29 protein-coding genes and 1 other RNA gene are annotated in these 26,864 nt (G+C 71.3%); 11 read left to right on the top strand and 19 right to left on the bottom strand.

Annotation, left to right across the window (positions count from 1 at the left end):
* Window positions 1-286 precede the first annotated feature (286 nt).
* From ACWXWW_RS02485 to ACWXWW_RS02475, 3 genes are all read right to left on the bottom strand, one after another.
* Entirely contained in the window at window positions 287-976 is a 690-nt protein-coding gene (locus ACWXWW_RS02485) for a dihydrofolate reductase family protein (protein WP_455968539.1), read from the bottom strand.
* On the bottom strand, window positions 961-1,305 hold the full coding sequence (locus ACWXWW_RS02480; RefSeq protein WP_455968538.1) for a VOC family protein: 345 nt from the start codon (window positions 1,303-1,305) through the stop codon (window positions 961-963). Before ACWXWW_RS02480 ends, ACWXWW_RS02485 begins: the two co-directional genes overlap by 16 nt.
* Window positions 1,306-1,411: 106 nt before the next feature.
* On the bottom strand, window positions 1,412-2,071 hold the full coding sequence (locus ACWXWW_RS02475) for a DedA family protein (RefSeq protein ID WP_455968536.1): 660 nt from the start codon (window positions 2,069-2,071) through the stop codon (window positions 1,412-1,414).
* 107 nt (window positions 2,072-2,178) lie between these two features.
* Here ACWXWW_RS02475 and ACWXWW_RS02470 point away from each other — a divergent pair, with 107 nt between their 5' ends.
* The 3 genes from ACWXWW_RS02470 to ACWXWW_RS02460 all read left to right on the top strand — a co-directional run bounded on the left by ACWXWW_RS02470 (window position 2,179) and on the right by ACWXWW_RS02460 (window position 5,126).
* Window positions 2,179-3,576, top strand: a complete 1,398-nt coding sequence (locus ACWXWW_RS02470) for a sensor histidine kinase (RefSeq protein ID WP_455968535.1) — start codon at window positions 2,179-2,181, stop codon at window positions 3,574-3,576.
* Window positions 3,573-4,229 carry a response regulator gene (locus ACWXWW_RS02465; RefSeq protein WP_455968533.1) on the top strand — a complete coding sequence of 219 codons (657 nt, stop codon included), beginning with the start codon at window positions 3,573-3,575 and terminating at the stop codon, window positions 4,227-4,229. The genes ACWXWW_RS02470 and ACWXWW_RS02465 overlap by 4 nt, the downstream gene beginning before the upstream one ends.
* Before the next feature lie 123 nt (window positions 4,230-4,352).
* A complete protein-coding gene (locus ACWXWW_RS02460) occupies window positions 4,353-5,126 on the top strand; it encodes a class I SAM-dependent methyltransferase (RefSeq protein ID WP_455968532.1) in 774 nt (257 codons plus the stop codon).
* Window positions 5,127-5,129: 3 nt separating this feature from the next.
* On the opposite strand, the gene ACWXWW_RS02455 is transcribed toward ACWXWW_RS02460, so the two are convergent.
* From ACWXWW_RS02455 to ACWXWW_RS02425, 7 genes are all read right to left on the bottom strand, one after another.
* Window positions 5,130-5,621 (bottom strand): GNAT family N-acetyltransferase, encoded by a 492-nt coding sequence (locus tag ACWXWW_RS02455; protein ID WP_455968531.1) that lies wholly within the window; start codon window positions 5,619-5,621, stop codon window positions 5,130-5,132.
* 107 nt (window positions 5,622-5,728) lie between these two features.
* Window positions 5,729-6,187, bottom strand: a complete 459-nt coding sequence (locus tag ACWXWW_RS02450) for a pyridoxamine 5'-phosphate oxidase family protein (protein WP_455968528.1) — start codon at window positions 6,185-6,187, stop codon at window positions 5,729-5,731.
* Between the two features lie 4 nt (window positions 6,188-6,191).
* Entirely contained in the window at window positions 6,192-8,585 is a 2,394-nt protein-coding gene (locus ACWXWW_RS02445) for an ATP-binding cassette domain-containing protein (protein ID WP_455968525.1), read from the bottom strand.
* Window positions 8,586-8,620: 35 nt separating this feature from the next.
* The gene (locus ACWXWW_RS02440; protein ID WP_374727729.1) at window positions 8,621-9,031 is read right to left on the bottom strand and encodes a VOC family protein; all 411 of its coding nucleotides are present in this window, start codon (window positions 9,029-9,031) and stop codon (window positions 8,621-8,623) included.
* Window positions 9,032-9,036: 5 nt separating this feature from the next.
* Window positions 9,037-9,486 carry a helix-turn-helix transcriptional regulator gene (locus ACWXWW_RS02435; RefSeq protein WP_455968523.1) on the bottom strand — a complete coding sequence of 150 codons (450 nt, stop codon included), beginning with the start codon at window positions 9,484-9,486 and terminating at the stop codon, window positions 9,037-9,039.
* Window positions 9,487-9,523: 37 nt separating this feature from the next.
* Complete coding sequence (locus ACWXWW_RS02430; protein WP_455968522.1) at window positions 9,524-10,126, bottom strand: dihydrofolate reductase family protein; 603 nt, start codon at window positions 10,124-10,126, stop codon at window positions 9,524-9,526.
* A gap of 69 nt (window positions 10,127-10,195) precedes the next feature.
* Window positions 10,196-10,786: an LOG family protein gene (locus ACWXWW_RS02425; protein WP_271171852.1), complete on the bottom strand. Its 591-nt coding sequence runs from the start codon at window positions 10,784-10,786 to the stop codon at window positions 10,196-10,198.
* Window positions 10,787-10,858: 72 nt separating this feature from the next.
* Here ACWXWW_RS02425 and ACWXWW_RS02420 point away from each other — a divergent pair, with 72 nt between their 5' ends.
* Complete coding sequence (locus ACWXWW_RS02420; protein ID WP_455968521.1) at window positions 10,859-11,779, top strand: AEC family transporter; 921 nt, start codon at window positions 10,859-10,861, stop codon at window positions 11,777-11,779.
* Here ACWXWW_RS02420 and ACWXWW_RS02415 read toward each other — a convergent pair.
* Complete coding sequence (locus ACWXWW_RS02415; protein WP_455968520.1) at window positions 11,724-12,383, bottom strand: DedA family protein; 660 nt, start codon at window positions 12,381-12,383, stop codon at window positions 11,724-11,726. The two genes, ACWXWW_RS02420 and ACWXWW_RS02415, sit on opposite strands and share 56 nt — an antisense overlap.
* A 149-nt stretch (window positions 12,384-12,532) precedes the next feature.
* Entirely contained in the window at window positions 12,533-13,651 is a 1,119-nt protein-coding gene (locus ACWXWW_RS02410) for a glycosyltransferase family 4 protein (protein ID WP_324011259.1), read from the bottom strand.
* Between the two features lie 139 nt (window positions 13,652-13,790).
* On the opposite strand from ACWXWW_RS02410, the gene ACWXWW_RS02405 reads away from it, so the two are divergent.
* Window positions 13,791-15,962, top strand: coding sequence for an amylo-alpha-1,6-glucosidase (locus ACWXWW_RS02405; protein ID WP_455968518.1), 2,172 nt, complete (start codon window positions 13,791-13,793; stop codon window positions 15,960-15,962).
* The gene (locus ACWXWW_RS02400; protein WP_271171857.1) at window positions 15,959-16,294 is read left to right on the top strand and encodes a MerR family transcriptional regulator; all 336 of its coding nucleotides are present in this window, start codon (window positions 15,959-15,961) and stop codon (window positions 16,292-16,294) included. The genes ACWXWW_RS02405 and ACWXWW_RS02400 overlap by 4 nt, the downstream gene beginning before the upstream one ends.
* Here ACWXWW_RS02400 and ACWXWW_RS02395 read toward each other — a convergent pair.
* The 4 genes from ACWXWW_RS02395 to ACWXWW_RS02380 form a co-directional block, all read right to left on the bottom strand.
* Window positions 16,197-17,585: an acyltransferase family protein gene (locus ACWXWW_RS02395; RefSeq protein ID WP_455968516.1), complete on the bottom strand. Its 1,389-nt coding sequence runs from the start codon at window positions 17,583-17,585 to the stop codon at window positions 16,197-16,199. The genes ACWXWW_RS02400 and ACWXWW_RS02395 overlap by 98 nt on opposite strands.
* Window positions 17,586-17,702: 117 nt before the next feature.
* Complete coding sequence (locus ACWXWW_RS02390; RefSeq protein WP_271171859.1) at window positions 17,703-18,371, bottom strand: response regulator; 669 nt, start codon at window positions 18,369-18,371, stop codon at window positions 17,703-17,705.
* Window positions 18,368-19,546 (bottom strand): sensor histidine kinase, encoded by a 1,179-nt coding sequence (locus tag ACWXWW_RS02385; protein WP_455968514.1) that lies wholly within the window; start codon window positions 19,544-19,546, stop codon window positions 18,368-18,370. Before ACWXWW_RS02385 ends, ACWXWW_RS02390 begins: the two co-directional genes overlap by 4 nt.
* A complete protein-coding gene (locus tag ACWXWW_RS02380; RefSeq protein ID WP_282977747.1) occupies window positions 19,543-20,310 on the bottom strand; it encodes an SDR family oxidoreductase in 768 nt (255 codons plus the stop codon). The genes ACWXWW_RS02385 and ACWXWW_RS02380 overlap by 4 nt, the downstream gene beginning before the upstream one ends.
* A gap of 145 nt (window positions 20,311-20,455) precedes the next feature.
* On the opposite strand from ACWXWW_RS02380, the gene ACWXWW_RS02375 reads away from it, so the two are divergent.
* From ACWXWW_RS02375 to ppgK, 5 genes are all read left to right on the top strand, one after another.
* On the top strand, window positions 20,456-20,917 hold the full coding sequence (locus ACWXWW_RS02375) for an NfeD family protein (protein WP_271171862.1): 462 nt from the start codon (window positions 20,456-20,458) through the stop codon (window positions 20,915-20,917).
* 1 nt (window position 20,918) lies between these two features.
* A complete protein-coding gene (locus tag ACWXWW_RS02370; protein WP_271171863.1) occupies window positions 20,919-21,848 on the top strand; it encodes an SPFH domain-containing protein in 930 nt (309 codons plus the stop codon).
* Window positions 21,845-22,612 carry a glycerophosphodiester phosphodiesterase family protein gene (locus ACWXWW_RS02365; RefSeq protein WP_455968511.1) on the top strand — a complete coding sequence of 256 codons (768 nt, stop codon included), beginning with the start codon at window positions 21,845-21,847 and terminating at the stop codon, window positions 22,610-22,612. Before ACWXWW_RS02370 ends, ACWXWW_RS02365 begins: the two co-directional genes overlap by 4 nt.
* 94 nt (window positions 22,613-22,706) lie before the next feature.
* A complete protein-coding gene (locus ACWXWW_RS02360; protein ID WP_271171865.1) occupies window positions 22,707-23,087 on the top strand; it encodes an RNA polymerase-binding protein RbpA in 381 nt (126 codons plus the stop codon).
* Window positions 23,088-23,173: 86 nt separating this feature from the next.
* Window positions 23,174-23,929 carry a polyphosphate--glucose phosphotransferase gene (ppgK, locus tag ACWXWW_RS02355; RefSeq protein WP_271171866.1) on the top strand — a complete coding sequence of 252 codons (756 nt, stop codon included), beginning with the start codon at window positions 23,174-23,176 and terminating at the stop codon, window positions 23,927-23,929.
* 58 nt (window positions 23,930-23,987) lie between these two features.
* Here ppgK and rnpB read toward each other — a convergent pair.
* From rnpB to ACWXWW_RS02340, 3 genes are all read right to left on the bottom strand, one after another.
* Window positions 23,988-24,356, bottom strand: an RNA gene (gene rnpB / locus ACWXWW_RS02350) — RNase P RNA component class A.
* Window positions 24,357-24,389: 33 nt separating this feature from the next.
* Window positions 24,390-26,138 (bottom strand): bifunctional 3'-5' exonuclease/DNA polymerase, encoded by a 1,749-nt coding sequence (locus tag ACWXWW_RS02345; protein ID WP_455968509.1) that lies wholly within the window; start codon window positions 26,136-26,138, stop codon window positions 24,390-24,392.
* Window positions 26,096-26,830 (bottom strand): zinc ribbon domain-containing protein, encoded by a 735-nt coding sequence (locus tag ACWXWW_RS02340; protein WP_282977753.1) that lies wholly within the window; start codon window positions 26,828-26,830, stop codon window positions 26,096-26,098. Before ACWXWW_RS02340 ends, ACWXWW_RS02345 begins: the two co-directional genes overlap by 43 nt.
* Window positions 26,831-26,864: the final 34 nt, after the last annotated feature.

The following is a 26,864-nucleotide window of genomic DNA, read 5'->3' as shown; positions in this document are numbered from 1 at the left end:
TGCGACGCCGACGCCAACGCCATCTGACGCGCCGCCTGCGCATGAGCGATCACCCTGTCCGCCGCCCGGATCGCCTCAATCGCCGACTCCACCGCCGCACGCTCCGAAGCCGTCGGGCACGGACCATCCCCTTCACCCCACACAGCCCCATCGCTCATGACACCAGTGTCCCGCCCACCACCGACATTCGAAGACCCCTACGACCCCGACGGCCACAGAAAAGGTCACGGAACGATAACGACTCTGCCTTGGTGTGACCGAGCGCAAGCGCTGGGGGAGGGGAGTGTCAGCGTGTCCGGCGATAGCGCTCGTAGATCACGCGGGAGTCGAACGTGCGCGTCTCGATGAGGTCGAGGGGGAGCGGTTGGGCGAGCGGGGGAAGGAACGGCGGACCACCGCCGACGATGATGGGGTACCGGAAGATCCGGATCTCGTCGATCAGGTCGAGTTCGAAGGCGTGAGCGGCGAGATCCGCGCCGCCGATCTCGACGTCCTTGGGTGTGGACTCGATGACCGCCGCGACCTCCTCGGCCAAGGTGCCCTCAGCGAGTCGGGCGTTCCCTTCGACGCCCTCGAGCGTGTGGCTGAACACGACCTTCGGAAGGGCGGTCCAGACGTCGGCGAAGGCGTTCGCATCAGGAGAGTCGCGGAACGACGGATCGGTCTCCCAGACCCGCATCGTCTCGTACAGGCGACGTCCGAGGAGTGTGGCGCCGAGTTCGCTGACCCGATCGAGGTGGAATCGGAACAGGTCATCGCTCGGCACCGACCAGTCGAACGATCCGAAGCGGTCGGCGATGAACCCATCGACCGACACGCCCATCGAGTAGATCAGCATGCTTGAAGGGTTCCATGGCGCCGAGGAGTGGGCAAGAGCCATTCGCACTTGTCGATGTGCGGCCATCCGCTCGTCATGATCACCGGCCCGGCCGCTCGTCGAATCGCACGGGGAGCGACACGTCAGGCGTTCCTGCACACATCGACGATCAGGCCGCCGGGGCCGCGGAGGTACGCCGCCTCGGTGCCCCAGTCCGTGAGCAGAGGGCCGCGCAGCAGCTCGGCTCCGGCGGCGACAGCGCGCGAGGTGGCCGCGGCCACGTCCTCGACGTAGTGATGCAGGATGACGCCATCCGTCGTGCCCCAAGGCACCATCGCATCGCGAGACAGCATGACCCGGAGCCCTCCCGCGTCGAGCTCGCCGAAGTGTGGGCCGTCCGTGAGCACGGTCCATCCGTATGCCTCGGACAGCAGTCTCGTCGCCGCCGGGACGTCGTCCACCTGGATGTCGATCGCTTGCACGCCCATGGCGAGAGGCTATCGCGGCGGGGGTGCGTTGCCGGCGTCCTTCTCCCCGACGCCCTGCGCTGGCTCTGGAGCGACGTGCGCCGGTGAGCGAGCGACCCGCACAGGATCAGTCCTGGACGACCGGATCCTCCAGCTGTGCACGATTCTCGTCCAGCGACTCGGCGTCGCGAGCGAGGAAGCGCCGGAGAATCGCATCGATGAGAGCACCGACCGCCGTCGCGACGCACACAGCCAGAAGGATGGCGACGAGCGGCTGGTCGTGCAGCCATCGGCCCGCGACGATGCCGAAGAGCGCGGAGTACGCGGCCCACGCGGTTCCGGCCGCGACGGAGAGCGGCACGAAGCGCCGCGCCGGGTAGCCGGTGGCTCCGGCGGTCATGTTCACCGCGATGCGCCCGACCGGGATGTAGCGGGCCGCGAAGATGAGGAGTGCCGCCCGATCCCGCAGGCCGCGGCGAGCCCATCCGATCGCGGCCGCGACGCGAGGAGTGCGCATCCATCGGAAGCGTGTCGTGCCGATCGCTCGCCCCAGCTGATACGCGACGTTGTCGCCGGCGATCGCGCCGAGTGCGGCAGTCGCGATGAGAAGCAGCAGATGCGGCTCGCCGGAAGCGACCGAGATCGTCGCTGCGCCGACGACGACCGTCTCACTGGGCACGGGCGGGAAGAAGCCGTCGATGAAGCACACGCCGAACACCACGAGGTACACCCACGGCGATGCGGCGAGGTCGGTCACCAGCGTGGTGAGGAGGTCGATGAAGTCCATGCAGGCGACGCTAGGAATCGGCTTTCGCGAGCGAATCGGTCGAACGGCAGGAGGAGTCCTTACTTTCGTCAGGTCTGCGCGTGACGCCCGCTCCCTACGATGAATGCATGCGGCGCATCACCGATCACGTGCAACAGTCGTGGCCGACTGCCCTCGGCGTCGCTCTCCTCGGCGTGGCGGTCGCGACCTCATTGCCGGTGGCACGCTGGGGCGATTCCGCCGTCGTGCTTCTCCTTCTGCCTGCCGCGGTGTGCGCGTACCTCGCCGGTCGTCGCATGCGATCGCTCGCGGCAGCCATCCTCACCGTCGCGGCGATGCTCGTCGCGCTCTTGCCGCTCTCGATCATCCTGCCCGGAGGGTCTGCCGGCGATTGGATGGCGGCGTCGCTCATCACCATCCTGACCGTGGTCGGTCCCTGGTGGATCGGGCGATATCGGCGGCTGCGCGCCGAGCAGCGCGAGTCCGACGCGCGGGTGCTGGCCGAGCGCGCCCAGGCCGAGGAGAGGGCTCGCATCGCGGATGACCTGCACGACACCATCGGCCATGAGCTCGCTCTCATCGCGGTCCAGGCGGGTGCGCTCGAGCTCGGCCGGGGACTGGACGAGGCGCAGCGGGAGCGATTCGCTGAGCTCCGGGAAGCGGCGGTGCGTGCGAGCAGCCGGCTTCACGACGTCGTCCGCATGACGCGACCCGCTTCCACTGGTCGGCTCGAGCCCCTCGGCAAGGACGACATCGCGGCGCTCGTGAATGGGGCGCAGCAGGCCGGCGTTCCCGTCGAGGCGCGCCTCGACTCGGCCGTGCTCGACCGCCTGCACCCCCTGATGATCGAGCTCACGGCGCGCGCGCTGCGTGAGGGTCTCACGAATGCCTCGCGCCACGCACCCGGAGCGGCCGTCCAGGTGGAGCTCGCTGCGGATGGCGCTGAGCACCTCGACCTGAAGGTGCGGTCGGGCGCGCCATCCCGGCAGGGGACGCAGGGGAGTGGGCACGGGATCCCCAGTCTCCAGCGCCGTGCGGCCCTGCTCGGCGCGTCGGTCGAGGCGGGAGCGGTCGCAGACGGCTTCGAGCTGCGGCTCCGGGCGCCCCTTCGCCCTGAGCCGCGGACGGACACGAACGACCGCGTGTGGGATGCGGCACTGACCTCGAACTCGCAGGAGACCCGCCGACGGATCCTGCAGTCGGCCGTGGTTCCTGCGGCCGTCCTCGGGCTCGCCATCGTCGGCATCCTCGTCGTGCAGGCGGTCACCGTGACCCAGACGGCGATCCCGTCGAGCGTCTACGAGCAGATCGAACTGGGCGCCTCCCGTTCGGAGCTCGCACCCCGCTTGCCCGCGGGCATCCCCGCGCCGCCGCCGATCGTCGTGGAGGAAGACGCGCCACCGAGCGGCGCTCGGTGCGAGTACTTCGCGGCACGCGACGGCTGGCTCCACTTCACCGACGCGGTGTATCGCCTCTGCTTCGAGGACGGCGTGCTCGTCGAGAAGACCCTCCTGGGTGCGTCGTGATCCGCGTCCTCCTTGCGGACGACGAGCCCATGATCCGGGCGGGGGCGCGGGCGATCCTCGAGTCCGACGCGGGAATCGAGGTCGTGTTCGAGGCAGGGGATGGCCGGAGCGCCATCGAGGGCGTGCGGCAGCATCGTCCGGACGTCGCGGTCCTCGACATCCGCATGCCGGGCGTGGACGGACTCACCGCGGCCGCGGAGATCGCGCGGGCGGCACCGAGCACGAGGGTCGTGATCCTCACGACCTTCGGCGAGGACGAGTACGTCGAGCGCGCGCTCGGCGAGGGCGCGCTGGGCTTCCTCGTCAAGGCCGCTGATCCGCGAGAGCTCATCGCGGGCGTCCGTGCCGTCGCCGACGGGGGAGCCTATCTGTCGCCGACGATCGCCCGAAGGGTCATCGCGCCCTACCGCGGAGGAGAGCGGATGCGCGACGCGGCCGCGCGGGAGGCGCTTGCGGGATTGACCGAGCGGGAGAAGGCGGTGCTCGCGCTGCTCGGCGCGGGGGCGTCGAATGCGGAGATCGGCGCGCAGCTGCATCTCGTCGAGGGAACGGTCAAAGGCCACGTCAGCGCGATCCTCGGCAAGCTCGGCGCGCGCAATCGTGTCGAAGCCGCGGTGATCGCGCATCGCGCGGGGCTCGTCACGGCAGAGTGAGATGTCGGGGGAGCGGATGAGCCATGCACGCTCCGATGGCCTGTCCTTCTCCTGCATCCACCCAGCGATACTCTCCCCACTCCACGAGGCGGCCACAGCCCCGCACAAGCTAGCGTGTGCGATGTGAGCGAACCGAAAGCGGCTCGGGCGGCCGGGCTCCGGGAAGAGATTGCCCAGCCTTCGCAGCCATGGAATGCACTCGCTGCCAACTATGAACGTGCCCGCCTTCGCGAGGACTCGCTCGATCGCCTGGTTGAATGGCCTGCACAGCGAGAACTCCTTGGCGATGTTCGTGGCGTATCGATCCTCGACATCGGATGCGGAAGCGGCGCGAAGCTCGCCGAGCTTGTTGCGGAGGGTGCGGGTCCGTCTGTGGGGGTGGACGCGAGTGGGACTTTCATCCCAGAACCGCCTGACGGTCTGACCTCGATCCGGGGCGACATGAACGACATGGAATCCATCGGAGACCTGACTCGGCGCACATTTGACCGAGTCCTGTTCCTGCAGTCGTTCGGCTACGCGACTGACCCGGTTCGCTGTCTCGTACAAGCGCGCAACATGCTCAGCGATGGCGGGTTCATCCTCCTGACGCGCACGCATCCGATCCGGTACGCGGTCGAGCGCGCCGAAGCGAACGGGACATCGTTGGGCGAGGAGTATTACGCGGGCGGGGTCTACAGTTACGCGAGCGGTTGGAACGAGCAGATCACGCTGGCGCACAGCGTCTTCACCGTCGCGGATCTTCTCAACCAGTTCAGTGCAGCCGGACTGCGAATCGAGCGCGCGCTGGAACCGCGGCTCACGGACAAAGCGGCGCGGAAGTATCCACATAAGGCCGCATGGCTGAACAAGCATCTCGGAGTCATGATGTTCGACCTCCGGCCGTTTAAGTCCTGACGACTATTCGCTGGCGTCAACGACGTCGAGGCGCAGCGTCATCATGCACACGTCTGGGCGATCCTGTCCGGCAGCCGGGCGAAAGCCGGCCCGCTGGTAAGTGTGGATCGCGGGCTCGTTATCCGCGATCACGTTGAGCGACAGTTGCCGGGCATGGAACGCGCGAGCCAGTTCGATCGCATGGTCGACCAGCACGTGGGCGAGGCCTTGACCACGACGTTGCGGGGCGACGATGACGCGGCCGAGCCGCGCGGTTCCGTTGTTGATCGTCAGGTCGAAGTGGCCGACGACAGTCCGCGCGGTCTCGTCCACGAGCACCCATGCTGAGAACCCGGCGATCTGGCACATCTCGCTGAGCTGCGTCGCGCGCAGAGGCCAGTGCAGCCGAGGGCCAGTGAAGAGGTACAGGTCAGCGGCGTTCGCGACCCAGGAGACGACCGTCTCGCAGTCGCGCTCGCTGCGCCGCCGGATGGTCAGGGGAGCTGCGACGGTCATACCCGGGAGAGTAGTAGGAATGGATGGCGCGGCAGGGACCCGGCAACTCCTCAACGCGAACTGACATAATGTGCATTATCGGATGATCCCGAGCACGGGGGCTGTCCTCAGATCAGCCACTCGCCATCCGACATGAGCATCCGTCCGGGGAACTCGTCCACTTCGCGCCAGGACTGGATGCGCGTCGGGCGCAGCACGAGGAACACGTAGCCTGCGAGGCCGCGCGGGTCCCAGTCCGCCTGCGCGGCGTACGCGTGCCCGATGCTCTCGACGTCGTCGACGCCGTGCGTCGCGTCGAGCGACGCGTCGATCAGGACGACATCTCTCGTCTGGCCGACACCGAGCCGCGCGACGCCGGAGGACGCGATATTCCGCGCCGTGAGAGACGAGCCCTCGAGCGCGACGATGATGCGATCATCCACCCACGCGATCGACAGCGGCACGAGATGGGGTCGCCCGTCGGGCGACGCCGTCGCCACCCATGCGTCCGCCGCAGGCGCGGTCAGCTGGCGGAGCGCATCGGCCTTGCGCGTCGCGCGGTCGCGCGGCGGTGCGGCGTCGCTCACCGGGTCAGCCTGCTTCCGTGACAGCCGGAGCGCCGACGTACTGCGCCAGGTGCTCGCCGGTGAGCGTCGACCTCGCGGCGACGAGCTCGGCCGGCGTGCCCTCGAAGACGATGCGCCCGCCGTCGTGACCGGCCCCCGGACCGAGATCGATGATCCAGTCCGCATGAGCCATCACCGCCTGGTGGTGCTCGATCACGATCACGCTCTTGCCGGCGTCGACGAGCCGATCCAGCAGCCCGAGGAGGTTCTCGACGTCGGCAAGGTGGAGACCCGTCGTCGGCTCGTCGAGCACGTAGACCTCGGCCTTCTCCCCCATCTCGTTCGCGAGCTTGATCCGCTGACGCTCGCCGCCCGACAGCGTCGAGAGCGGCTGGCCGAGCGTCAGGTAGCCGAGACCGACGTCCTCGAGCCTGCCCAGGATGGCCGCGGCCGCGGGGATCCGCGCTTCGCCCTCGGAGAGGAACGCGCGTGCCTCCGCGACGGGAAGGTCGAGCACCTCGGTGATGTCGCGCCCGCCGAGCTTGTATTCGAGCACGCCCGCCTGGAACCGCTTGCCGCCGCAGTCCTCGCACGGCGTCTCGACGGTCTCCATGAACCCCAGTTCAGTGACGATGACGCCAGCGCCCTTGCACGTCGGGCATGCGCCCTCGGAGTTCGCGCTGAAGAGCGCGGGCTTGACGCCGTTCGCCTTCGCGAAGGCCTTGCGGATGGGATCGAGGAGCCCGGTGTAGGTGGCGGGATTGCTGCGTCGCGATCCGCGGATCGCGCCCTGGTCGATCGAGACGACGCCCTCACGTCGCGCGACCGATCCGTGGATCAGCGAGCTCTTGCCCGACCCCGCGACGCCCGTGACGACCGTGAGGACGCCGAGTGGGACGTCCACGTCGACATCCTGCAGGTTGTTCTCGCTCGCACCGCGCACCTCGATGGCGCCCTTCGGCTCTCGAACGCTCGGCTTGGTCTGCGCGCGGTCGTCGAGGTGCTTCCCGGTCAGGCTTCCGCTGGCCTTCAGCCCGTCGACCGTCCCCTCGTAGCAGATCGTTCCGCCGGCACTGCCCGCGCCGGGCCCGAGATCGACGACGCGGTCGGCGATCGCGATGGCCTCGGGCTTGTGCTCCACGACGAGCACCGTGTTCCCCTTGTCGCGCAGCTGCAGCAGGAGTGTGTTCATGCGCTGGATGTCGTGCGGGTGCAGGCCGATCGTCGGCTCGTCGAACACGTACGTGACATCGGTGAGCGCGGAGCCGAGGTGACGCAGCATCTTGATGCGCTGCGCCTCGCCGCCCGACAGCGTGCCGGATGGCCGGTCGAGGCTCAGATAGCCCAGGCCGAGGGTCACGAACGCGTCGAGATTCGCGCCGAGCGCCGCGAGGAGCGGGCCTGCGCCGGGCTTGTCCAGCCCGCGCACCCATTCGGCGAGGTCCGTCACCTGCATGCGGCACGCGTCGGCGATGCTCACGCCGTCGATCTTCGAGCCGCGCGCCGCCTCGGTCAGACGGGTGCCGTCGCACTCCGGGCACGTCGCGAAGGTCGCCACGCGCTGCACGAAGGCGCGGATGTGCGGCTGCAGCGCGTCGATGTCCTTCGAGAGCATCGACTTCGTGATCTTGGGGATGAGCCCCTCGTACGTCATGTTGATGCCGGCGATCTTGACCTTGGTCACCTCGCCGTAGAGGAACGTGTGCCGCTGCTTCTCGGTGAACTGGGCGATCGGCTTGTCCGACGGGTAGAACCCCGACTGCGAGAACCCCTTCACCATCCAACCGTCCGGCGTGTAGCCCGGCACCATGATCGCACCCTCATCGAGCGACTTCGACTCGTCCACGACCTGGGAGAGGTCGATGTCGGACACCGCTCCCCTCCCCTCGCACCGCGGGCACATGCCGCCGAGGTACACGACGTCCTTGACGATGGTCTTCTCCCCCGTCGCCGACGTCATCACGCCGCTCGCCTTCTGCGTGGGGATGTTGAACGAGAACGCGGTCGGGCCGCCGATGTGCGGCTCCCCGAGCCGACTGAACAGGATGCGCAGCATCGCGTTCGCGTCGGTCACGGTACCCACGGTCGAACGCGGATTCGCTCCGAGCCGCTCCTGGTCCACGAGGATGGCCGTCGTGAGCCCCTCGAGGACGTCGACGTCGGGGCGCGGCACCGACGGCATGAACCCCTGCACGAACGCGCTGTAGGTCTCGTCGATGAGGCGGCGCGACTCGGCGGCGATCGTGTCGAACACGAGCGAGCTCTTGCCCGACCCCGAGACGCCCGTGAACACCGTCAGCCGCCGTTTCGGGATCTCGATGCTGACGTTCTTGAGGTTGTTCTCCCGCGCGCCCTGCACGCGGATGACGTCGTGCGTGTCGGCGACGTGAGCGGAGGTGCTGTCGGAGGCTGCGGTCATCGTCTCTCCAGGTCGGCAGAAGGGGCTCGGGGCGGTCAGGGGCGCTGCTGCAGGCGGATCATGTTGCCCGCCGGGTCGCGGAACGCCGCGTCGCGAACGCCGTACGGCTGGTCCATGGGCTCCTGCACGACGTCGACGCCCAGGGCCTCGAGCCGCGCGAACTCGGCGTCGACGTCGGGCGTCGCGAGCAGGAGGCTCGCATACGTGCCCTTCGCGATCATCTCGAGGATGGTGCGGCGCTCGTCATCGGTGATCCCGCTCTCGACGGCGGGCGGGTAGAGCACGATGTTCGTGTCGGGCTGGTCGGCCGGGCCCACGGTGAGCCAGCGCAGCCCCTCGTAGCCCACGTCGTTGCGCACCTCGAAGCCGAGGGCGTCGCGGTAGAAGCCCAGAGCGGCATCAGGGTCGGTCTGCGGCAGGAAGCTGGAGTGGATCGTGATGGTCATGTCGCTCACGCTATCCGCGGGTCGGATGGTCGCGCTTCTCGATTCCTGATCGGTCGCGTCACGTGCTTGGTGATGAGGGTGGGAACGCCAGCGAGATCGCCCTCGGACCGCCGCCGGTACTCGCTCGGCGGCATTCCCACGAGCTCAGTGAAGCGCGTGCTGAACGTGCCGAGCGATCCAAAGCCGACCTCGAAGCAGATCTCGGTGACGGTCAGATCGCCGCGTCGCAGGAGCGACATCGCCCTCTCGATCCGCCGCGTCATGAGGTAGGAGTACGGCGACTCCCCGTACGCGAGCTTGAACTGCCGGCTGAGGTGGCCAGCGGACATGCCCACGCCGCGCGCGAGGGCCTCGACGTCGAGTGGCTGGGCGAACTCGCGGTCCATCCGGTCGCGCACCCGGCGGAGGAGGGCGAGGTCCCGAAGCCGGTCTGCGGGGGCGGGTGGGCTCGTCACGTAGGCGATCCTGCCATGCCCTGTCGACGTCGCCGGGTCAGCGGCTCTCCGCACGCCGGAAGACGAGATGCGTCGCGAGCGGCGTCGAGCGCGCCGAGGCGGGGACGAGCCCGAAGCGAGCGACGCCCTCGAAGAGCCGCGCGCCCGGCCCGAGCGTGATCGGGGCGATATGGAGCCGCAGCTCGTCGACGAGATCGGCGCGCAGGTACGCGTTCGCGGTCTGCGCGCCGCCGCACACCGAGACATCCGCATCGCCGGCTGCGGCCCGTGCGCGATCGAGCGCGGCCTCGATGCCGTCGGTGACGAAGTGGAAGGTCGTGCCGCCCTCGAGCTCGAGCGGGCGACGCGCGTGGTTCGTCAGCACGAAGACCGGCGCGTGATACGGCGGCTCGCTCCCCCACCACCCCTGCCACGACTCGTCCGGCCACTCCCCGCGGATCGGCCCGAACATGTTCCTGCCCATGATGAACGCGCCGGCGCGCGTGATCGCGTCGCGCTCGTCCTTGTTCTCCTCGGCCGCCTCGAACATCCAGCGATGCAGGTCCTCGCCGCCGATGCCGAGCGGGTCCTCGAGACTCTGGTCCGGGCCCGCGACGCACCCGTCGAGCGAGACCGTGACATCGCAGAAGACGCGGCTCATGAAGATCCTCTCGTCGCCGGATGACTCCGCCCTGACCATAGGCGCGAGCCATCGGCGCCGGCAAGGGGGTCAGGGGCGCGGCGCGGGCGACCCCCACTTCGGTGCCGGCGGCTCCCAGGTCTCGAGGGCGTCGAGCAGCGCGCCCGCGTCGTCCGCCACGATCAGGGTGTCGCGGAACGCGGAGCGGACGAAGCCCTCCGCCGTCATGTGGTCGAGGGCATCGAGCAGCGGGCGCCAGAAGCCGGCGACATCGAGGAGGGCGACCGGCTTGCGGTGGATCCCGAGCTGCAGCCAGGTCCACGCTTCGAAGAGCTCCTCGAGCGTGCCCGCTCCCCCGGGCAGCGCCACGAAGGCGTCGCCGAGCTCGGCCATGCGCAGCTTGCGCGCGTGCATGTCGGGCACGATCTCGAGAGCGGTCAGCCCCGGGTGCGAGATCTCGGCGTCCACGAGGTCCTGGGGCATGACCCCGATCGCCTCTCCGCCCGCCTCGGATGCGGCGTCGGCGACCGTGCCCATGAGCCCGACCCGCCCGCCGCCGTAGACGAGCCCCGTGCCCCGCGCCGCGAGCGCACGGCCGAACGCGGTCGCGGCCTCCGCGTAGTCCGGCCGCACACCCGTCGCCGACCCCAGGAACACCGTCACGCGCTCGATTCCGCTCACCCCGCGAGCCTATCCAGCGCACGGGGCGGGTCGCCGCGGGGCGTAGGTTGGAGGGGTGAGAGAGACCCCCGCATGATCGACGTCCTCACCGGCTTCGCGGTCGTCGGCGTGGCGATCCTCACCGGCTACGTCGTCGGGCGCGTCGACCTCCTCGGGTCGCAGGGCCGATTCGTGCTCAGCCGACTCTGCTTCTTCGTGCTGAACCCGTTCCTGCTCTTCACCGTGCTGGCAGAGGCCGATCTCGGCGTGCTGTTCTCGGCTCTGCTGCCCGTCTCCGCGCTCGCGGCCGCGGCGATCTTCATCCTCTACGGCCTCGTCGCCCGGCTCGGCTGGCGTCGCGGCTGGGGCGTCACGGCGGTCGGCGCGCTGGGAGCCGGGTACGTGAACGGCAACAACATCGGCATCCCGATCGCCACCTACGTGCTCGGCGACGCCGCGTACGCCGCGCCCATCCTGCTCCTGCAGCTCCTCGTGTTCACGCCGATCGTGCTCGCCATCCTCGACGGCTCGTCATCGGGAGAGGCGTCTTTCGGGGCGATCGCGCGGCGGACGCTGCGCAACCCCATGATCATCGGCGCGGCCCTCGGGGTTCTCGTGGCGCTCCTCGACGTCGAGCTCCCGCCCATCGTCATGGACCCGCTGCGGCTCCTCGCGGGCGGAGCCGTGCCCGTGCTCCTCATCAGCTTCGGCATGTCGCTCTACGGCCAGCGCGTCCTCACGCAGGTCGGCACGCGCCGCGACATCGCCCTCGCGACGGTCTGCAAGCTCGCGCTCATGCCGCTCGTGGCATGGGCGATCGGCCGATTCGCCTTCCAGCTCGACGACCACGCGCTGCTCGCGGTGGTCGTGCTCGCCGCGCTCCCCAGCGCGCAGAACGTCTTCAACTACGCGCAGCGCTACGAGGTCGGCGAGGTGGTCGCCCGCGACACCGTGTTCCTCACGACGCTGGGATGCCTGCCGGCTCTGTTCGCGTGCGCTCTGCTTCTGGGCTGAGCGAGCGCTGACGCAGGGCGATCACGCGATCGATCGCGATCCCGAGCACGATCGCGATGCCTGCGCCGATCGCGGCGCCCAGGAGCGGCTGCTCGCGGAGCCAGGTGCCGGCGATGAGGCCGATGCCGACGGAGTACGCCGCCCAGGCGGCCGCCGCGACGAGCGCGAGCGGCACGAAGCGGCGGGGCGGATAGCGCGTCGCGCCGGCGGTCAGGTTCACGGCGACGCGCCCCACGGGGATGTAGCGCGCGATGAGGATGAGCGAGGCGCCGCGCCGATCGAGGCCCGCCTGCGCCCACTCGATCGTCCGCCGCACGCGCCCGATCCGCATCCATCCGAAGCGCTCGGTCCCGATCGCGCGCCCCAGGAGGTAGGTGAGCCCGTCGCCGACGAAGGCGCCGCACGCCGCGAGGAGCGCGATGAGCCAGGGCACCGGCTCCCCCGTCGCTGCGCCGATCGCCGCAGCCGACACGATCACCGTCTCGCTCGGGACGGGCGGGAACAGCCCGTCGACCGCGCACACGGTGAACGCGACGAGGTAGATCCAGGGCGAGGTCGCGGTGTCGAGCAGCACCGTGGCGACGAGGTCGAAGAACGCGGTCATGGGGATCCCTCCGGGTCGCTTCCGACGCTACGGAGGGGCGTGCGGTGCGTCGTCACCCCGTGGGTGCGTTCCCATCCCCCTGGAGGATGACTCGTGTCCGTCCGGGACGGCCGCGCGAGCGATGCGCGGCCGTCCCGGACGGGCTCGGCTCAGGCAGCGGCGGCCGTGAGAGAGCGGATGGTCTCGCTCCCCTCGGCGAGGACGCGGTAGACCCGCTCGTACCCCTCGGCCATCACCGGCAGATCGAACCGCGTCTCCGCATCGCGGCGGCAGGCCGCGGGATCGAGGTCGCCCGCGCGCTGGATCGCCTGCGCGAGGGCGTCGAGGCCGTCGACGACGAACCCGGTCTCGCCGTGCCGGACGATCTCGGGCACGCTGCCGCGCGGCGTCGCGACGACGGGCGTGCCGCAGGCGAGCGCTTCGGCCATCACCATGCCGAACGGCTCCTCCCACTGGATCGGGAAGACGAGGCAGGCGGCGCTCGCGAACAGCTCGCGCTTCACGCTCGCGTCCGCCTCGCCCACGTACTCGGCGTCTCGGCCCAGCAGTGGGCGCACGGCGTCGGCGAAGTACTCGCGCTCGGCGGTCTCGTTGAGCTTGCCGGCGAGCACGATGCGACGCCCCGCACGCCGCGCGGCCTCGATGGCGAGATGCGCCCCCTTGTCGGGGCTGAAGCGCCCGATCCAGAGCACGTGATCCTCCTTGTGCGGGCGGAACGGAAAGCTCGGCACGTCGATCGCGTTGTGCACCGTCCCGACCCAGTTCAGATCAGGAGCCTGACGGCGCTGGGCGTCGGAGATCGCGACGAGGTCGACGCTCGACCCGAGCCGGCGGTAGTAGTCGCCGTTGTCACCCGTCACCGGCCCATGCATCGTCACGAGCGTCGGGATGGCGCGCGAGCGGGCGAGCAGGGGCCCCGCCGCGGAGTTGTCGTGGACGATGTCGAGCTCGCGCTCGTCGAGCGAGCGCGCCGCCTCGGCCGCGAGCACGACCTCGGGCATGACGCTCGACCCCAGCAGGTGCGAGGGCGGCTCGTCGTACACCCGCACGTGGCGCTGCGCGCGTGTGCGGCGCTCCCCCGAGGCGACGAGGGTCACCTCGTGTCCGCGGGCGACGAGCTGGTCCACGAGGGCCGCGACGACGGCCTCGGTTCCCCCGTAGCCGCGCGGCGGGAGCTCGAACCACGGCGGCGCGATCATCCCGATCCGCAGCGGGCGCGTGGCCACCTCGTCCTCCGGTGTGCCCTCTCGTTCGACGATCAGCGACATGCGCGTACCTCCTCCTCCATCGGCGCTATCGCAAGGTGGGGTGAAGAGCTCGACGTTGAGCCGTCGCTTGTCAGGTTATTGAGAGGAAACCTACGATTGCAAGTGAAGGTTTTCAGAGCGCCCGTCAGAGAGGAGCACCGTGACCGACATCGTGTCGTCCCCCGTCGAGACCGCAGACGACGTGGAGCCGCGGACCTCCCGGCCGCCCATCGACGACGATCGCACCCGGCCCCGAGGACTCGGCACCGTGCAGCAGCCGCAGGCATCCGTGACCCTCGTCGAGGGATCGTCGTTCTGCGTCTCCCGCCCCGATGGCGACATCGTCCCTCGTCAGGCCGATGGCCTCTTCGTGCAGGACACCCGCGTGCTGTCTCAGTGGGAGCTGCGCATCGACGGCCATTCGGTCGAGCCGCTCGGGATCATCCCGGCAGAGCCCTTCGAGACGCGTTTCATCGGTCGCGTTCCGGCCCGCCCCGGCAACATCGAGCCGACGATCATCGTCGAGCGGCGCCGGCTCGTCGGCAGCGGCATGCGCGAGGACCTCGCGATCTCGAACTACGGGAGCGAGCCGGCGGGTCTCGACGTCGACCTCCACGTCGACGCGGACTTCGCCGACCTCTTCCAGGTCAAGGAGCGCCGGGCCGAGCGGCCGGCGGGCGTGACGGGCGGGTTCGACCGGGACGGACTCCACTTCCGCCTGGAGGGCGAGGGGACGGCCCAGCGGGGCGTGCGCGTGTCGGCGCCCGGAGCGCAGGCCGCCTCGGGAGCGCTCGCCTTCCGCATCGTCGTCGAGCCGGGCGGCACGTGGCGGGGCAGCATCGAGGTTCGACCGGCCGTGGACGGCAGCGAGCTGGCCGCGTCCTTCCCGCTCGGCGACCCGGTGGAGGGCACGCAGCCGGCGCTGCGCATGCGCGGGTGGCACGACGCGACACCCTCGATCTCGGTGGCGAACACGGTGCTGGCGGCCGCACTCGCGACAAGCGAGCGCGACCTCGGTGCGCTCCGCATCGTCGACCCGTCCCATCCCGAGGACGAGGTCGTCGCGGCGGGAGCGCCGTGGTTCATGGCCCTCTTCGGCCGGGACTCTCTGCTCACCAGCGCGATGATGATGCCCTTCGCGCCGAGTCTCGCACTCGGGACCCTGCGCGCCCTCGCTCGGCTGCAGGGCGCGCGCGAGTCGGCGATGACGGAGGAGCAGCCCGGGCGCATCCTCCATGAGGTGCGGCTGGGAGCGGACCTGTCGCTCGCCCTCGGCGGCGATCGGGTCTACTACGGATCGATCGACTCGACCCCGCTCTTCGCGATGCTCGTCGGCCAGGCGCGGCGCTGGGGAGCTCCCCGCGAGGCCATCGAGGAGCTGTGGCCGCATGTCCGACGCGCCATCGCGTGGATCGACCGCTTCGGCGACCGCGACGGCGACGGGTTCGTCGAGTACCAGCGCAGCACCGACCGCGGGCTCGCGAACCAGGGATGGAAGGACAGCTCGGATGCCATCGCCCACCGCGACGGTTCCGACGCGCAGGCGCCGATCGCGCTCGCCGAGGTCCAGGGCTACTGCTACGCGGCGCGGCTCGCGGCCGCCGAGATCGCGGAGACGCTGAACGAGGCGGCGTACGCGGCCGAGCAGCGCTCGCGGGCCGCTGATCTGCAGGCGCGCTTCCACGAGGCGTTCTGGCTGCCCGACGAGGGCTTCTACGCGCTCGCGCTCGACGCGCGCAAGGAGCCTGTGCGCGTGCTCTCCTCGAACGTCGGGCACTGCCTCTGGACCGGCATCGTGCCCGACGAGGTCGCCGACCGGGTGATCGACCGCCTGCTGCAGCCCGATCTCTTCACCGGCTTCGGCATCCGGACCCTCTCGTCGCGGTCGCGGCGATTCAACCCCGCGAGCTACCACAACGGGTCGGTCTGGCCGCATGACACCGTGCTCGCGGCCGCAGGCATGGCCCGGTACGGGCGCCGGGATGCCGCGGTCGAGGTCGCGACCGGTCTCCTCGATGCGCTCGAGGCGTTCGACGGGCGTCTCCCCGAGCTCTTCTGCGGCTTCGCGCGCGACGACAAGCCCCTGCCGGTCCCCTACCCGACGTCCTGCTCCCCGCAGGCGTGGGCCGCCGCGACGCCGTTCGAGATCCTCCGGATCTGCCTCGGGCTGGATGCCGACGTTCCCGAAGGCCGCCTCGACATCCGATCCGTGCCGCCCGCGATCGGCCGCGTCGAGATCACCGGCCTGCCGATCGGGCCGTGGCGGCTCGACCTCCGCGCAGATGAGACCCGCACCGAGGTCTCCGGACTGCCTGAAGGGATGGGGACATGAGCGATGACGCCGAGACGAGCGACGGCGAGCCTGCGTCGCCCCTGGACGACCAGACCGCGCCGTTCTACACGATCGGGCAGGTCTCGTCGCTGCTCGGGATGCCGCAGGCTGCGCTGCGTCGCCTCGACGACCAGGACATCGTCTCGCCCGAGCGCTCCGAGGGCGGCCAGCGCCGGTACTCGCGGAACGAGGTCGATCGACTGCGCGAGGTGGCGACGCTGACGGAGGAGGGTGTCACCCTGCCCGGCGTGCGGAAGGTGCTCGCCCTCCGGCGCCGCGTCGAGGCCCTCGAAGAGGAGATCGCCGACCTCCGCGCGCGCCGGCCGGAGTGAGGCCTCGGGGCAGGATCGGGCCGGCCGCCGACAGCCGCACGGCGAGCGCGGCGAGGAGCGCGGAGAGCACGGCCGTCGCGGGGCCGAGCCCGAGCGCGAGCACCGCGGCCACCGCGGCCGCCCCCGTGAGGGTCGCGAGGGCCGCGCGCCCTGCCTGCTCGGTGACCGGCTCCGCACCCGAGCGCGCGTGCCGCGTCTCGAAGCGGCTCGCGGCCCAGGCCACCGCGCCCACGACGACCGCGCCGAGCACGAGCCACGCCGGGCGGTCCAGCCACCATGCGGGAGATGCGGGCGCCGGAAGGTCGGCGCCGGTGACGAGGGCGCTCCCCGCGACGGCTCCCGCGAGCGCCACGAGCGCCGGCATGTGCCACAGGTAGACGGTCATCGCGCGGCCGCCGATCGCATCCACCGCTCGTGCGATCGGCGGCTGCCCTGCCCATCGGCGCAGAGCCGGGCGCGCGAGCGTGAACAGGGTCACCTGCGCGAAGGCGAACAGAGCGAGCGCGACCGTCGGCGGATTGAGGTTCACGTACATGTCCGCCGCGTAGGCGCCCGACACGACGAGGACGAGGAGGACGCCGACGGCGCCCCCGGCCATCCGCCAGCGCACGCGCGCCGCGATCGCGTCAGCGCGGCCATCCTCGATCCAGAAGCCGAGCTGCTGCACGGTGAGCCACACGGAGGCGAGACCGAGCAGGCCGAGAGCCTCGACGCCGCTCGTCATCCGGAGGACGTCGCCGGCGGCCACGGCCGCGGCGAGCACGGCGAGCGTGACGACGGGAGCGCGATCATGCGCGGCGACCAGCGCGGGCACGAGCGCCTGCGCGAAGACGAACACCCCGAGGAACCACAGCGGCTGCGACATCCGGAATCCCGCGACCGCGACGAGATCGCCCGGGACCCCCGCGATGAGCAGCGCCGAGAGGGCCGCTGCCAGGACGAGCATGACGAGCGGGAGGGGCCGCAGGAGACGCCGCGCGCGGGTGGCGGCGAACGCCGCACGGGAGGCCCCGCGAGCGCGCGAGCGTCGGAAGGAGCGGGCAGCGGTGAATCCCCCCGCCGCGAAGAACAAGGGCATCACCTGCACGAGCCAGCTCCAGGGAGCGAACCCGTCGATGTCGAGCGCGTTCGAGAACACGGGGCGGCCGTCCTGCACGTCGATGCCGACCATCGTGGCGTGCAGGAGCACGACGACGACGAGGGCGCCCGCGCGGGCGAGATCGATGCTGCGGTCCCGATCGGGACCGGGAAGCGGTGGGGCGGATGGTGCGGTGGCGGCAGGCGCGGACATGCGGGTCTCCTCGACGGTCGGTGTCGGGGAACCGTACGGAGGCGACCGCGCCCAGCGGATCACCCCGGGGGTCGATCTGCGCGGCGGCGCTGCCCTCCCTCGGGGTGAGCGCGGGCGTCAGGCCGGGGTGACAAGCCCCGCGTCGTAGGCGAAGATGACCGCGTGCACGCGGTCGCGCGCGCCGAGCTTCTGGAGGACCCTCCGCACGTGCGTCTTCACGGTCTGCTCGGCGATGAAGAGCGCGCTCGCGATCTCGCCGTTCGACAGACCGCGGCCCATGAGCGTGAGCACCTCGCGCTCCCGCTCGGTGAGCCCGGCGAGGTCGAGCCGTGCGCGCGTGGGCGGGGCGGGTCGCCGGGTGACGACGTCCTCGATGAGCCGTCGCGTGATGCTCGGCGCGAGCAGTGCATCGCCAGCGGCGACGACGCGCACCGCCTGGACGAGCTCGTCCGGCCGAGCGTCCTTGAGGAGGAATCCGCTCGCCCCCGCGCTCAGCGCGTCATAGACGTACTCGTCGATGTCGAACGTCGTGAGCATGATGACGCGCGGCGGCGATGGCCGCGGGTGCCGCGGCTGCAGGATCGCGCGCGTCGCCTCGATCCCGTTCTGCACGGGCATCCGCACGTCCATGAGGACGATGTCGGGGTGCGTCTCGTTGACGAGCCGAACGGCCTCCTCGCCGTCCCCGGCCTGGCCGACGACGCGGAAGTCGGGCTGAGCGGCGAGGATCGCCGCGAATCCTGCGCGCACCATGGCCTGGTCGTCGACGACCGCGATCGTGATCATGCCTCGCCCCTCTCCCCCGCGACGTCGACCGGGAGCTCCACGTGCACGCGGAAGCCGCCCTCTGCCGTGGGGCGGGCGTCGACCGTTCCGCCGACGAGCGCGGCGCGCTCCCGCATCCCCCGGAGCCCGAGGCCGGCTCCTGGAGGCGCCTCGACCGCGGCGGCTGGCGGCGAGTTCTCGACCTCGATCACGAGCATGCCGCCATCCTCCCGCACCGTCACGGTGGTCGCGCTCCCCGGTGCGTGGCGGAGCGCGTTGCTCAGCGCCTCTTGCACGATCCGGTAGGCCGCGAGCTGCAGCGAGGCGGGCAGGTCGTCGGCGTGCGCGTCGCTGCGCAGCGTGACCGCCGCGCCGGCGTCGACCGCGTCGCGCGCGAGTGCGGGGATGTCGGCGAGGCCCGCGACGGGCGCGAGAGCCGCCTGCTCGTCGCCTGAGCGCAGCACGCCGAGCAGACGGCGCATCTCGCCGAGCGAGCGGCGTGCGGCACCGCCGATCTCCTCGAACTCCGCCGCGGCCGCGTCGTCGAGCTCGGGGAGCCGGAAGCGCGCGGTCGCGGCCTGCACCTGGATGAGCGACAGGCCGTGTGCGACGACATCGTGCAGCTCGCGTGCGATCCGCTGACGCTCTTCCGCCTGAACGCGCGCGGCGTGCTCGTCCTCGGCGATCGCGCGCTCGCGGGCGAGGGCGGCGCCGAGCGCGCGTCGCTCGCCGAGCAGCGCGGCGACACCCAGTGCCCCGGCCCCGATCGAGAGCGCCACGATCGCGTTCGCCGGCACCGCGTCACCGCGCGCCGTGAGCACGTGCGACGACACGAGCGCCCCGGGGAGCACCAGCGCCCAGATGCCCGCGCGCCAGCCTCGGCGGAGCGCCACGAGCCCGCACAGCAGGGCGAACCCGATGATGCCCGTGACCGACCAGGGCCACGGCACGCCGACCGGGGGCGCCCACAAGGCGAGTGCCGCGGACGCCCCGGCGAACGCGACGATGGCCGGCCAGGGCGCGACCGGCGCCACCGCGATCGCGCCGGCCTGCAGGAGGGCGAGCGCGAGCGCCCAGCCCGGCGGGACGCCGTGCACGGCGGCCTCGAACGGCGCGCTGACGGCCGCGAGAGCGGCGCTCGCGAACCCGATGGCGACCCACCAGGCGGGCGAGAGCCCCCGCGCGCTGTCGGTCACTCCGTGCCGCGGAACCCGCTGATGTCGCCGACGATGCGCTCGTTGTCCGCGGGGATCGGGTCGACGATCGCCTGCGCGATCTCGGCGGCGAACTCCGAGACGTTGTAGAGGCGACCCGCCTCCTCGCGCCGCGCCGCGATCGCGCCGGGGTTCACGCGCTCCAGGAGCGTCGCGGTGATCGTGCCCTCGATCATGTCGCCCGAGACCACGACGAACTCGACGCCCTTCTCGGTGAGGGCGGGGATGCGCTCGCGCAGCGCGTCCTCGCCCGCGCGCTTCGACAGGGCCACGGGCGCGTACGCGTCCATCGTGGGCGTCGTGCGGATGAAGTGCGCCTGGTGGCTCGTGACGAACACGACGCGTCCGCCCGCGGGGATGATCGGCAGCGCGGTCTCGAGGACGTTCACCTGGGCATCGCGGTTGAGTCGGAGCGCGTAGTCCTCGCCGACGCCCGTCTCCATGCCGCCCGAGGCGTTGAGCACGAGCACGTCGAGCGACCCGAACTCCTCCTTGACCGCGTCGATCATCGCCGAGACCGAGCCCGGGTCGGTCAGGTCCGCGCCGACGACGAGCGCCTTGACGCCGAGCTCGCGCACCTCGGCGGCGAGCTTCTCGGCGCGGGGGGCCTTGTTGCGGAAGTTGATGACGACGTTCGCCCCCGCCTGCGCCGCGTAGCGCACGGTGTCGGCGCCGATCCCTCGTGACGACCCCGTCACGAGGACGGTCTTGCCGGCGAGGGACTGCGGTGCGAGAGGCTGCGACACGAGGACTCCGAGAGCGTGGGGGCGGGAACCGTCCGACCCTACCAAGTGCGGTCTGCGCGCGGGAATCGCAACGCGATATCCCGGGCGGATCAGACGTCGCGCGTGCGTGATAGGTTCCGAGCAGAGCCCGCCCCGAGGAGGTCCCATGGAAGCGATCGAGCAGTTCGCCTGGATCGGATGGCTGGCGCTCATCGCGATCTTCCTCGCGGTCGAGATGGTCTCGGGCGAGCTCACGTTCCTCATGCTCGGCCTCGGCGGCGTGTTCGGCCTCGGATCGGGGCTTCTGGGCGCGCCGCTGTGGCTCCAGGTGATCGTCGCGGCCGCCGCGGCCGTCGCCCTGCTCGTCTTCGTGCGCCCGCCGCTTCTGCGGCGCCTGCGCCGCGGCGCCGACCCGAAGGCGTTCAACGTCGACGCCCTCGTGGGGCTGTCCGGCGTCGTGACCGAGACGGTCACCGCGATGTCCGGCCGCGTCAAACTCGTCAACGGCGACTCATGGTCCGCGCGCGTGCGCGGCGACCGGTCGCTGGCCCCGCAGACCCCGATCACCGTCGAGTCCATCCAGGGCGCGACCGCGTTCGTCACGACCCGCACGCCCGAGGAGAGCTGAAATGGACGACAGCAACGTCATGGCGATGGTGCTCACCTGGATCCTGGTGATCGCCGTCGTCATCTTCGTGATCACCATCCTGGTCCGGTCCATCCGGATCGTGCCGCAGAGCGACTCCGTCATCGTGGAGCGCCTCGGCAAGTACCACCGCACCCTGTTCGGCGGGCCGCACCTCATCGTGCCGTTCATCGATCGCGCACGCACGCGCGTCGACCTCCGCGAGCAGGTCGTCACGTTCCCGCCGCAACAGGTCATCACCGAGGACAACCTCTCGGTGGCCGTCGACACGGTCGTCTACTTCCGCGTCACCGATCCTCGCTCGGCGACCTACGAGATCGCGAACTACCTCGGCGCGGTGGAGCAGCTCACCATCACCACGCTGAGGAACGTCGTCGGAAGCCTCAACCTCGAGGAAGCGCTCGTGAGCCGCGACGTGATCAACGGCAAGCTCAGCGCCGTGCTCGATGAGGCGACCGGGCAGTGGGGCATCAAGGTGAGCCGCGTCGAGCTCAAGGCGATCGATCCGCCCGCGACGCTGCAGGACGCGATGGAGAAGCAGATGCGCGCCGAGCGCGACCGTCGCGCGGCCATCCTCACCGCCGAGGGCCAGAAGCAGTCGCAGGTGCTCGTCGCGGAGGGCGCGCGGCAGGCCGCGATCCTCAAGGCCGAGGGCGACAAGCAGGCGCAGGTCCTGCGCGCCCAGGGCGAGTCGGAGGCGATCACGACCGTCTTCCATGCGATCCACGAGGGGCGCCCCGACGACAAGCTGCTCGCCTACCAGTACCTGCAGACCCTGCCGAAGATCGCGGAGGGCGAGGCGAGCAAGCTCTGGATCATCCCGAGCGAGCTGACGGAGGCCCTCAAGGGCATCTCGGGCGGTTTCGCCGGACGGATCCCGGGGCTGGGCGACCGCACGCCGCCGCCCGCGTGACGCATCCGTACCTGGCGGGCACGCGCCATCCGCGCGTGCTCGCCCATCGCGGACTCGTGACGGCCGACATGGCCGCCGACGGCATCGTCGAGAACTCGGTCGCGGCGATCGCGGCCGCGCAGGCGGCGGGCGTCGAGTACGTCGAGTCCGACTGCCATGTCACGGCGGATGGCGTCGTCGTCCTCTTCCACGACGACACGCTCGGGCGCGTGACGGGAGACCCGCGCGCGATCGCCGACGTGACGCTGCGGGAGCTCGACGAGATCATGGCGCCGCGCGGCGGCCTCGCGCAGCTCGCCGATGTGCTCCGGGACTTCCCGTCGACGCGCTTCAACATCGACGTGAAGGCCGCGGCCGCCGCCGAGGGCGCCGGCCGCATCGCCGCGGAGCACGCCGACCGCGTTCTCCTCACGAGCTTCGACGAGGCGCGGCGCGTGGCGGCCATGGCCGCTGCGTTCCCTGCACGGCCGGCCACGAGCGCGAGCTCGGCGATCATCGCGCGCCTCGTTCTCGCGGCCGCGCTCGGTGCACGGCGGCGCGCACGACGGCTGCTCGCCGGAGTAGACGCCCTGCAGATCCCCGAGCGGCGCGGCATCGTGCCCGTGCTCACCCGCCGGCTCGTCCGCTGGGCGCATGAGGAGGGGGTCGAGGTGCACATCTGGACCGTCGACGATCCCGCGCGGATGAGGGCGCTCGTGCGGCGCGGGGTCGACGGGATCGTCACGGATCGCGCCGACCTGGCGCTGGCCGCTCTGACGCCCTGAACGTCGCCTGGGAATAGCGCATCCGGCGCCGTCCGTTCGGATGATCCGCTCAGCCGGACGCGTTACAAATGGTGACCGACGAGAGGACTTCACCATGGCAGATCGCAGCCTTCGTGGTATCCGACTCGGCGCCCAGAGTCTTCAGAGCGAAGAGGGCGTCGTGTTCATGGAGCGCAAGGAGCAGACGTACGTCTGTGCTGCCTGCGGGCGCGAGACGACGCTCATGTTCGCAGCGGACGCCGAAGCTCCCGAGACGTGGGAGTGCCGCACGTGCGGCGGCGAGGCGCTGCTCAAGCTCGAGAAGGGCACGGTCGAGGTCGACCACTCCGGCGACAAGGCCGCGCGCACGCACTGGGACATGCTCCTGGAGCGCCGTTCGATCGAGGAGCTCGAGGAGATCCTCGCCGAGCGCCTCGCGTTCATCCGCGAGCGCCGCGGAGCGGGCCAGGACCCGACGCGGGTCAAGAGCGCGTAACGCGCACGTCTGCAGACGCCGGTCTCGATGAGGCCGGCGTCTTCTTCGTGTCCGGAGGCTCCGCGCGCTCCCAGTAAGCTGTCAGCATGGCGAAGACTGTGGATCGTGCTGTCGGAATCGACATCGGAGGGACCGGCATGAAGGCCGGCATCGTCGACCTCTCGGAGGGCACGCTGCTGAGTGACCGGGTGCGCATCGACACCCCCAAGGGCGCGCACCCGAAGGACGTGCTCCAGACCGCGCACGACCTGCTCGAGCTCCTCGGCGAGGACGCGGCCGGGCTCCCCCTCGGCGTCTGCTTCCCCGCCATCGTCAAGGACGGCCGCACGCTCTCGGCGGCCAACATCTCCGACGAGTGGATCGACTTCGAGGCCGAGAAGTTCTTCCAGGACGGCCTCGGCCGCGACATCCACTTCGTGAACGACGCCGACGCCGCCGGCCTCTCGGAGGCGCGCTTCGGCGCCGCGAAGGGCCAGAAGGGCCTCACGATCCTCACGACCCTCGGCACGGGCATCGGCTCGGCGTTCATCTACGACGGCGTCCTCATCCCGAACACCGAGCTCGGCCACCTCATCTGGAAGGGCGAGTCGATCGAGCGCTACGCCGCCGCGACGGCGCGCGAGCGCGAGGGCCTCTCGTGGGAGAAGTGGGGCCACCGCCTCCAGAAGTTCTACGCGCACGTCGAGTTCCTCTTCTCCCCCGACCTCCTCGTTGTGGGCGGCGGCGTCTCGAAGAACCCCGAGAAGTTCATGCCGTACATCACCACGCGCGCCAAGATGGTCACCGCCGTGCACCGCAACAACGCGGGCATCATCGGCGCCGCCTCGCTCGCGAACGCCTGACCCCTCGACCGCACAGCGCCCCGGCTCCGCATGGAGCCGGGGCGCTTCTCGTCCAGGGCGAATGGGCCGGCCTGTACGCCGGGTTCTGTTCCGGGGCTCGCGCCCCATCGACGGCCATCTCTCTCGGCGACACGTTGCCGTGCCGCTCCAGCGGTCTACCCGAGGACTCGGCGGGCCGCGTCATCATCCTCTGTCTGACCTTGCTCCGGGCGAGGTTTACCTGGCGGGCCATGTCGCCATGGCCCCCGGTGGTCTCTTACACCGCCGTTTCACCCTTACCGGGACGGATCCCGGCGGTCTGTTCTCTGTGGCACTGTCTCGCGGATCGCTCCGGGTGGGTGTTACCCACCGCCCTGCCCTGCGGAGCCCGGACGTTCCTCGGCGCGAGGCGGCGAACCGCTCGCGACGCGACCGTCCGGCCGACCCATTCGCCCCTTCATTCTACGGCGGCTGGGCGGGATCACTTCGCGGCGGACTCGTCGATGCGCACGTCGAGCGGGAAGTCGATGGGGAACGTCCCGAACAGCAGCCGACCCGCGGCATCCGCAGCGGAGCGGATGGCCGCCGCCACGTCGTCGGCGAGATCGGCCGGCGCATGCACGAGGACCTCGTCATGCAGGAAGAACGCCAGGTGCGGACGTCGGGAGAACACCGGGCCCGACGCCGAAGCCGATCGGTCGGCGCCGACGGCTCCGAGCGCGGCGAGGCGCAGGCGCAGGTCGGCGAGCCACGCGAGCGACCACTCGGCCGCCGTGCCCTGCACGACGAAGTTGCGGGTGAATCGCCCGCGGTCGCGTGCCGCGCGCCGCGCCCGCGTCTCGTCGGCGGCCGAGGCATCCGAACCGCTCGCCCGGGCCTGCTGCTGCACCCACGCCGGATCCGGCGCCGGGGAGGTGCGCCCCAGCCACGTGCGCACCACTCCCCCGTCCTCGCCCGTGCGCGCCGCGGCATCGACGAGCGCCATCGCCGCCGGGAACACCTTGCGAAGCCGCGGCACGAGGCGGCCCGCGTCGCCCGTCGTCGCACCGTACATCGCGCCGAGGACGGCGATCTTGGCCTCCGCGCGGGTCGCGACCGCGCCACTGGCCACGATGCCCTCGTAGAGGTCCGCGCCCGCGGCGGCCCGGGCCATCCGCTCGTCGCGCGCCATGCCCGCGAGGACGCGGGGCTCGAGCTGAGCGACATCGGCGGAGACGATGCGCCACCCCGCGTCGGCCCTGACAGCGCCGCGCAGCGCGCGCGGGATCTGCAGAGCGCCTCCTCCGGAGGACGCCCACCGGCCGGTGACGACGCCGCCCGGCACATAGACCGGTCGGAAGCGGCCGTCGTGGACCCACTCGTCGAGCCAGGACCATCCGTTGGCGGTGAGGAGGCGCGACATGCTCTTGTACTCGAGCAGCGGTGCGACGACGGGATGATCGTGCTCGGCCAGCTCCCACTTGCTCGTCGAGTCGACGTGCACGCCCGCATTGCGGAGCGCGCGCAGAAGACGCGGCGGCGAGTCGAGGCTCGCGCGCGGATCGCCCAGCGCCTCGCGGACGCGCGCGGCGGTCTCCTCCATGCGCGTGGGGAGGCCGCCGCCGCGTCGTGGGCCGAGCGCCTCCGTGAGGATGGCGTCGTGCCGGCGGACATCCCAGGGCAGGCCGGCCGCCCGCATCTCGGCGGCCACGAGGGCGCCCGCCGACTCCGCGGCGAGCAGGAGCCGCATGCGCGACGGATCCTCCGCGCGCGCGAGGAGGCCCTGCTGCGCGCGCGCCTCGTCGACGGTCGCGTCGAGGTCGTGCATCGACTCCCCCGCGACGCGCGTCGGCTCGACGTCGAACAGCGCCGGCTGCGTCGCGACTTCGGACTCGGCCGGTGCCGCGTCCCACGGGTGCGCGGAAGCATCGGGCGTGACGGCGTGATGGAGGATGCGGTGGCGCAGGCGCAGGTCGTCGCAGCGCGCGACCCGCACGCCCTCCGCGAGCAGACGCGGGTACCACTCCGCGGTGTCCGACCAGACCCAGCGCGGGGCGTCCGCCTCCTCGCGTGCGGCGACCCACTGAGCGAGCGCGGCGTCGTCGCCCGCCCGTGCGATGCGCTCGGCGTCGCCCTCAGCGATCGCGTCGGCGTCACGCGCGACCGCGACGATGTCGTCGCCCGCGCGGCCGAGGACGACGGATGGCGTCAGAGCCCGGACTCCTCGGTGCGCACGAGGATGCACCCGCACTCGGGGCAGTTCGCCACCGCATCGGCGGGCACGGAGCGGAGCGCCTGCAGATCGCTCGGCGCGAGCATCACATGGCAGCCTCCGCACGCACCGCGCGTGAACGGCGCGGCGGCGACGATGCCCCGGGCCGCCAGGCGGTCGTAGGCGGACACGAGCGCGTCGGGGATGCGCCCGGCGACGGCGCCGCGGTCGCGCGTGAGCGTCTCGATCTCGCGGCCGGCCGCCTCGACCTGGGCCTTGCCCTCGGCGCTCAGCCGCTGGCCCTCGGCCGTCGTCTCGTTCAGGATCGCCTGCTGCTCTGCGACCGACGCCTCTGCGGCCTCCAGGCGCTCCATGAGCTCGAGCTCGGCATCCTCGAGTGCGCTCAGCCGCTGGGTGAGCGCGGCGATCTCGCGCTCGAGCGCCTGCGCGTCCTTCGCGTTCGCCGAGCCCTCGAGGCGCGCCCGGTCGCGGTCGCGCCGCTGCTGTGCGAGCGCGACATCCGACTCGATGCGCGAGACCTCGGCCTGCAGCTCGTCGCGCGCGCCGACGCGCACGGCGAGCTCATGGCTCTGCGCGGTGCGCTGCGCGACGAGCTCCTGCACCCGCGCTGCCTGCGGCGGGTTGCGGCGCGCGGCCTCCGCCTGCCGAAGTCGGCGGTCGAGGTCGGCGAGGTCGAGGAGGAGGCGCTGGTCGGCGGGGCTGGCGTTCACCTCTCCAGCCTACGGTCGGATGGCGACATCCCGT

Source organism: Microbacterium sp. KNMS, from assembly GCF_053851835.1.
This window is presented reverse-complemented; position numbering and strand designations above follow the sequence as displayed.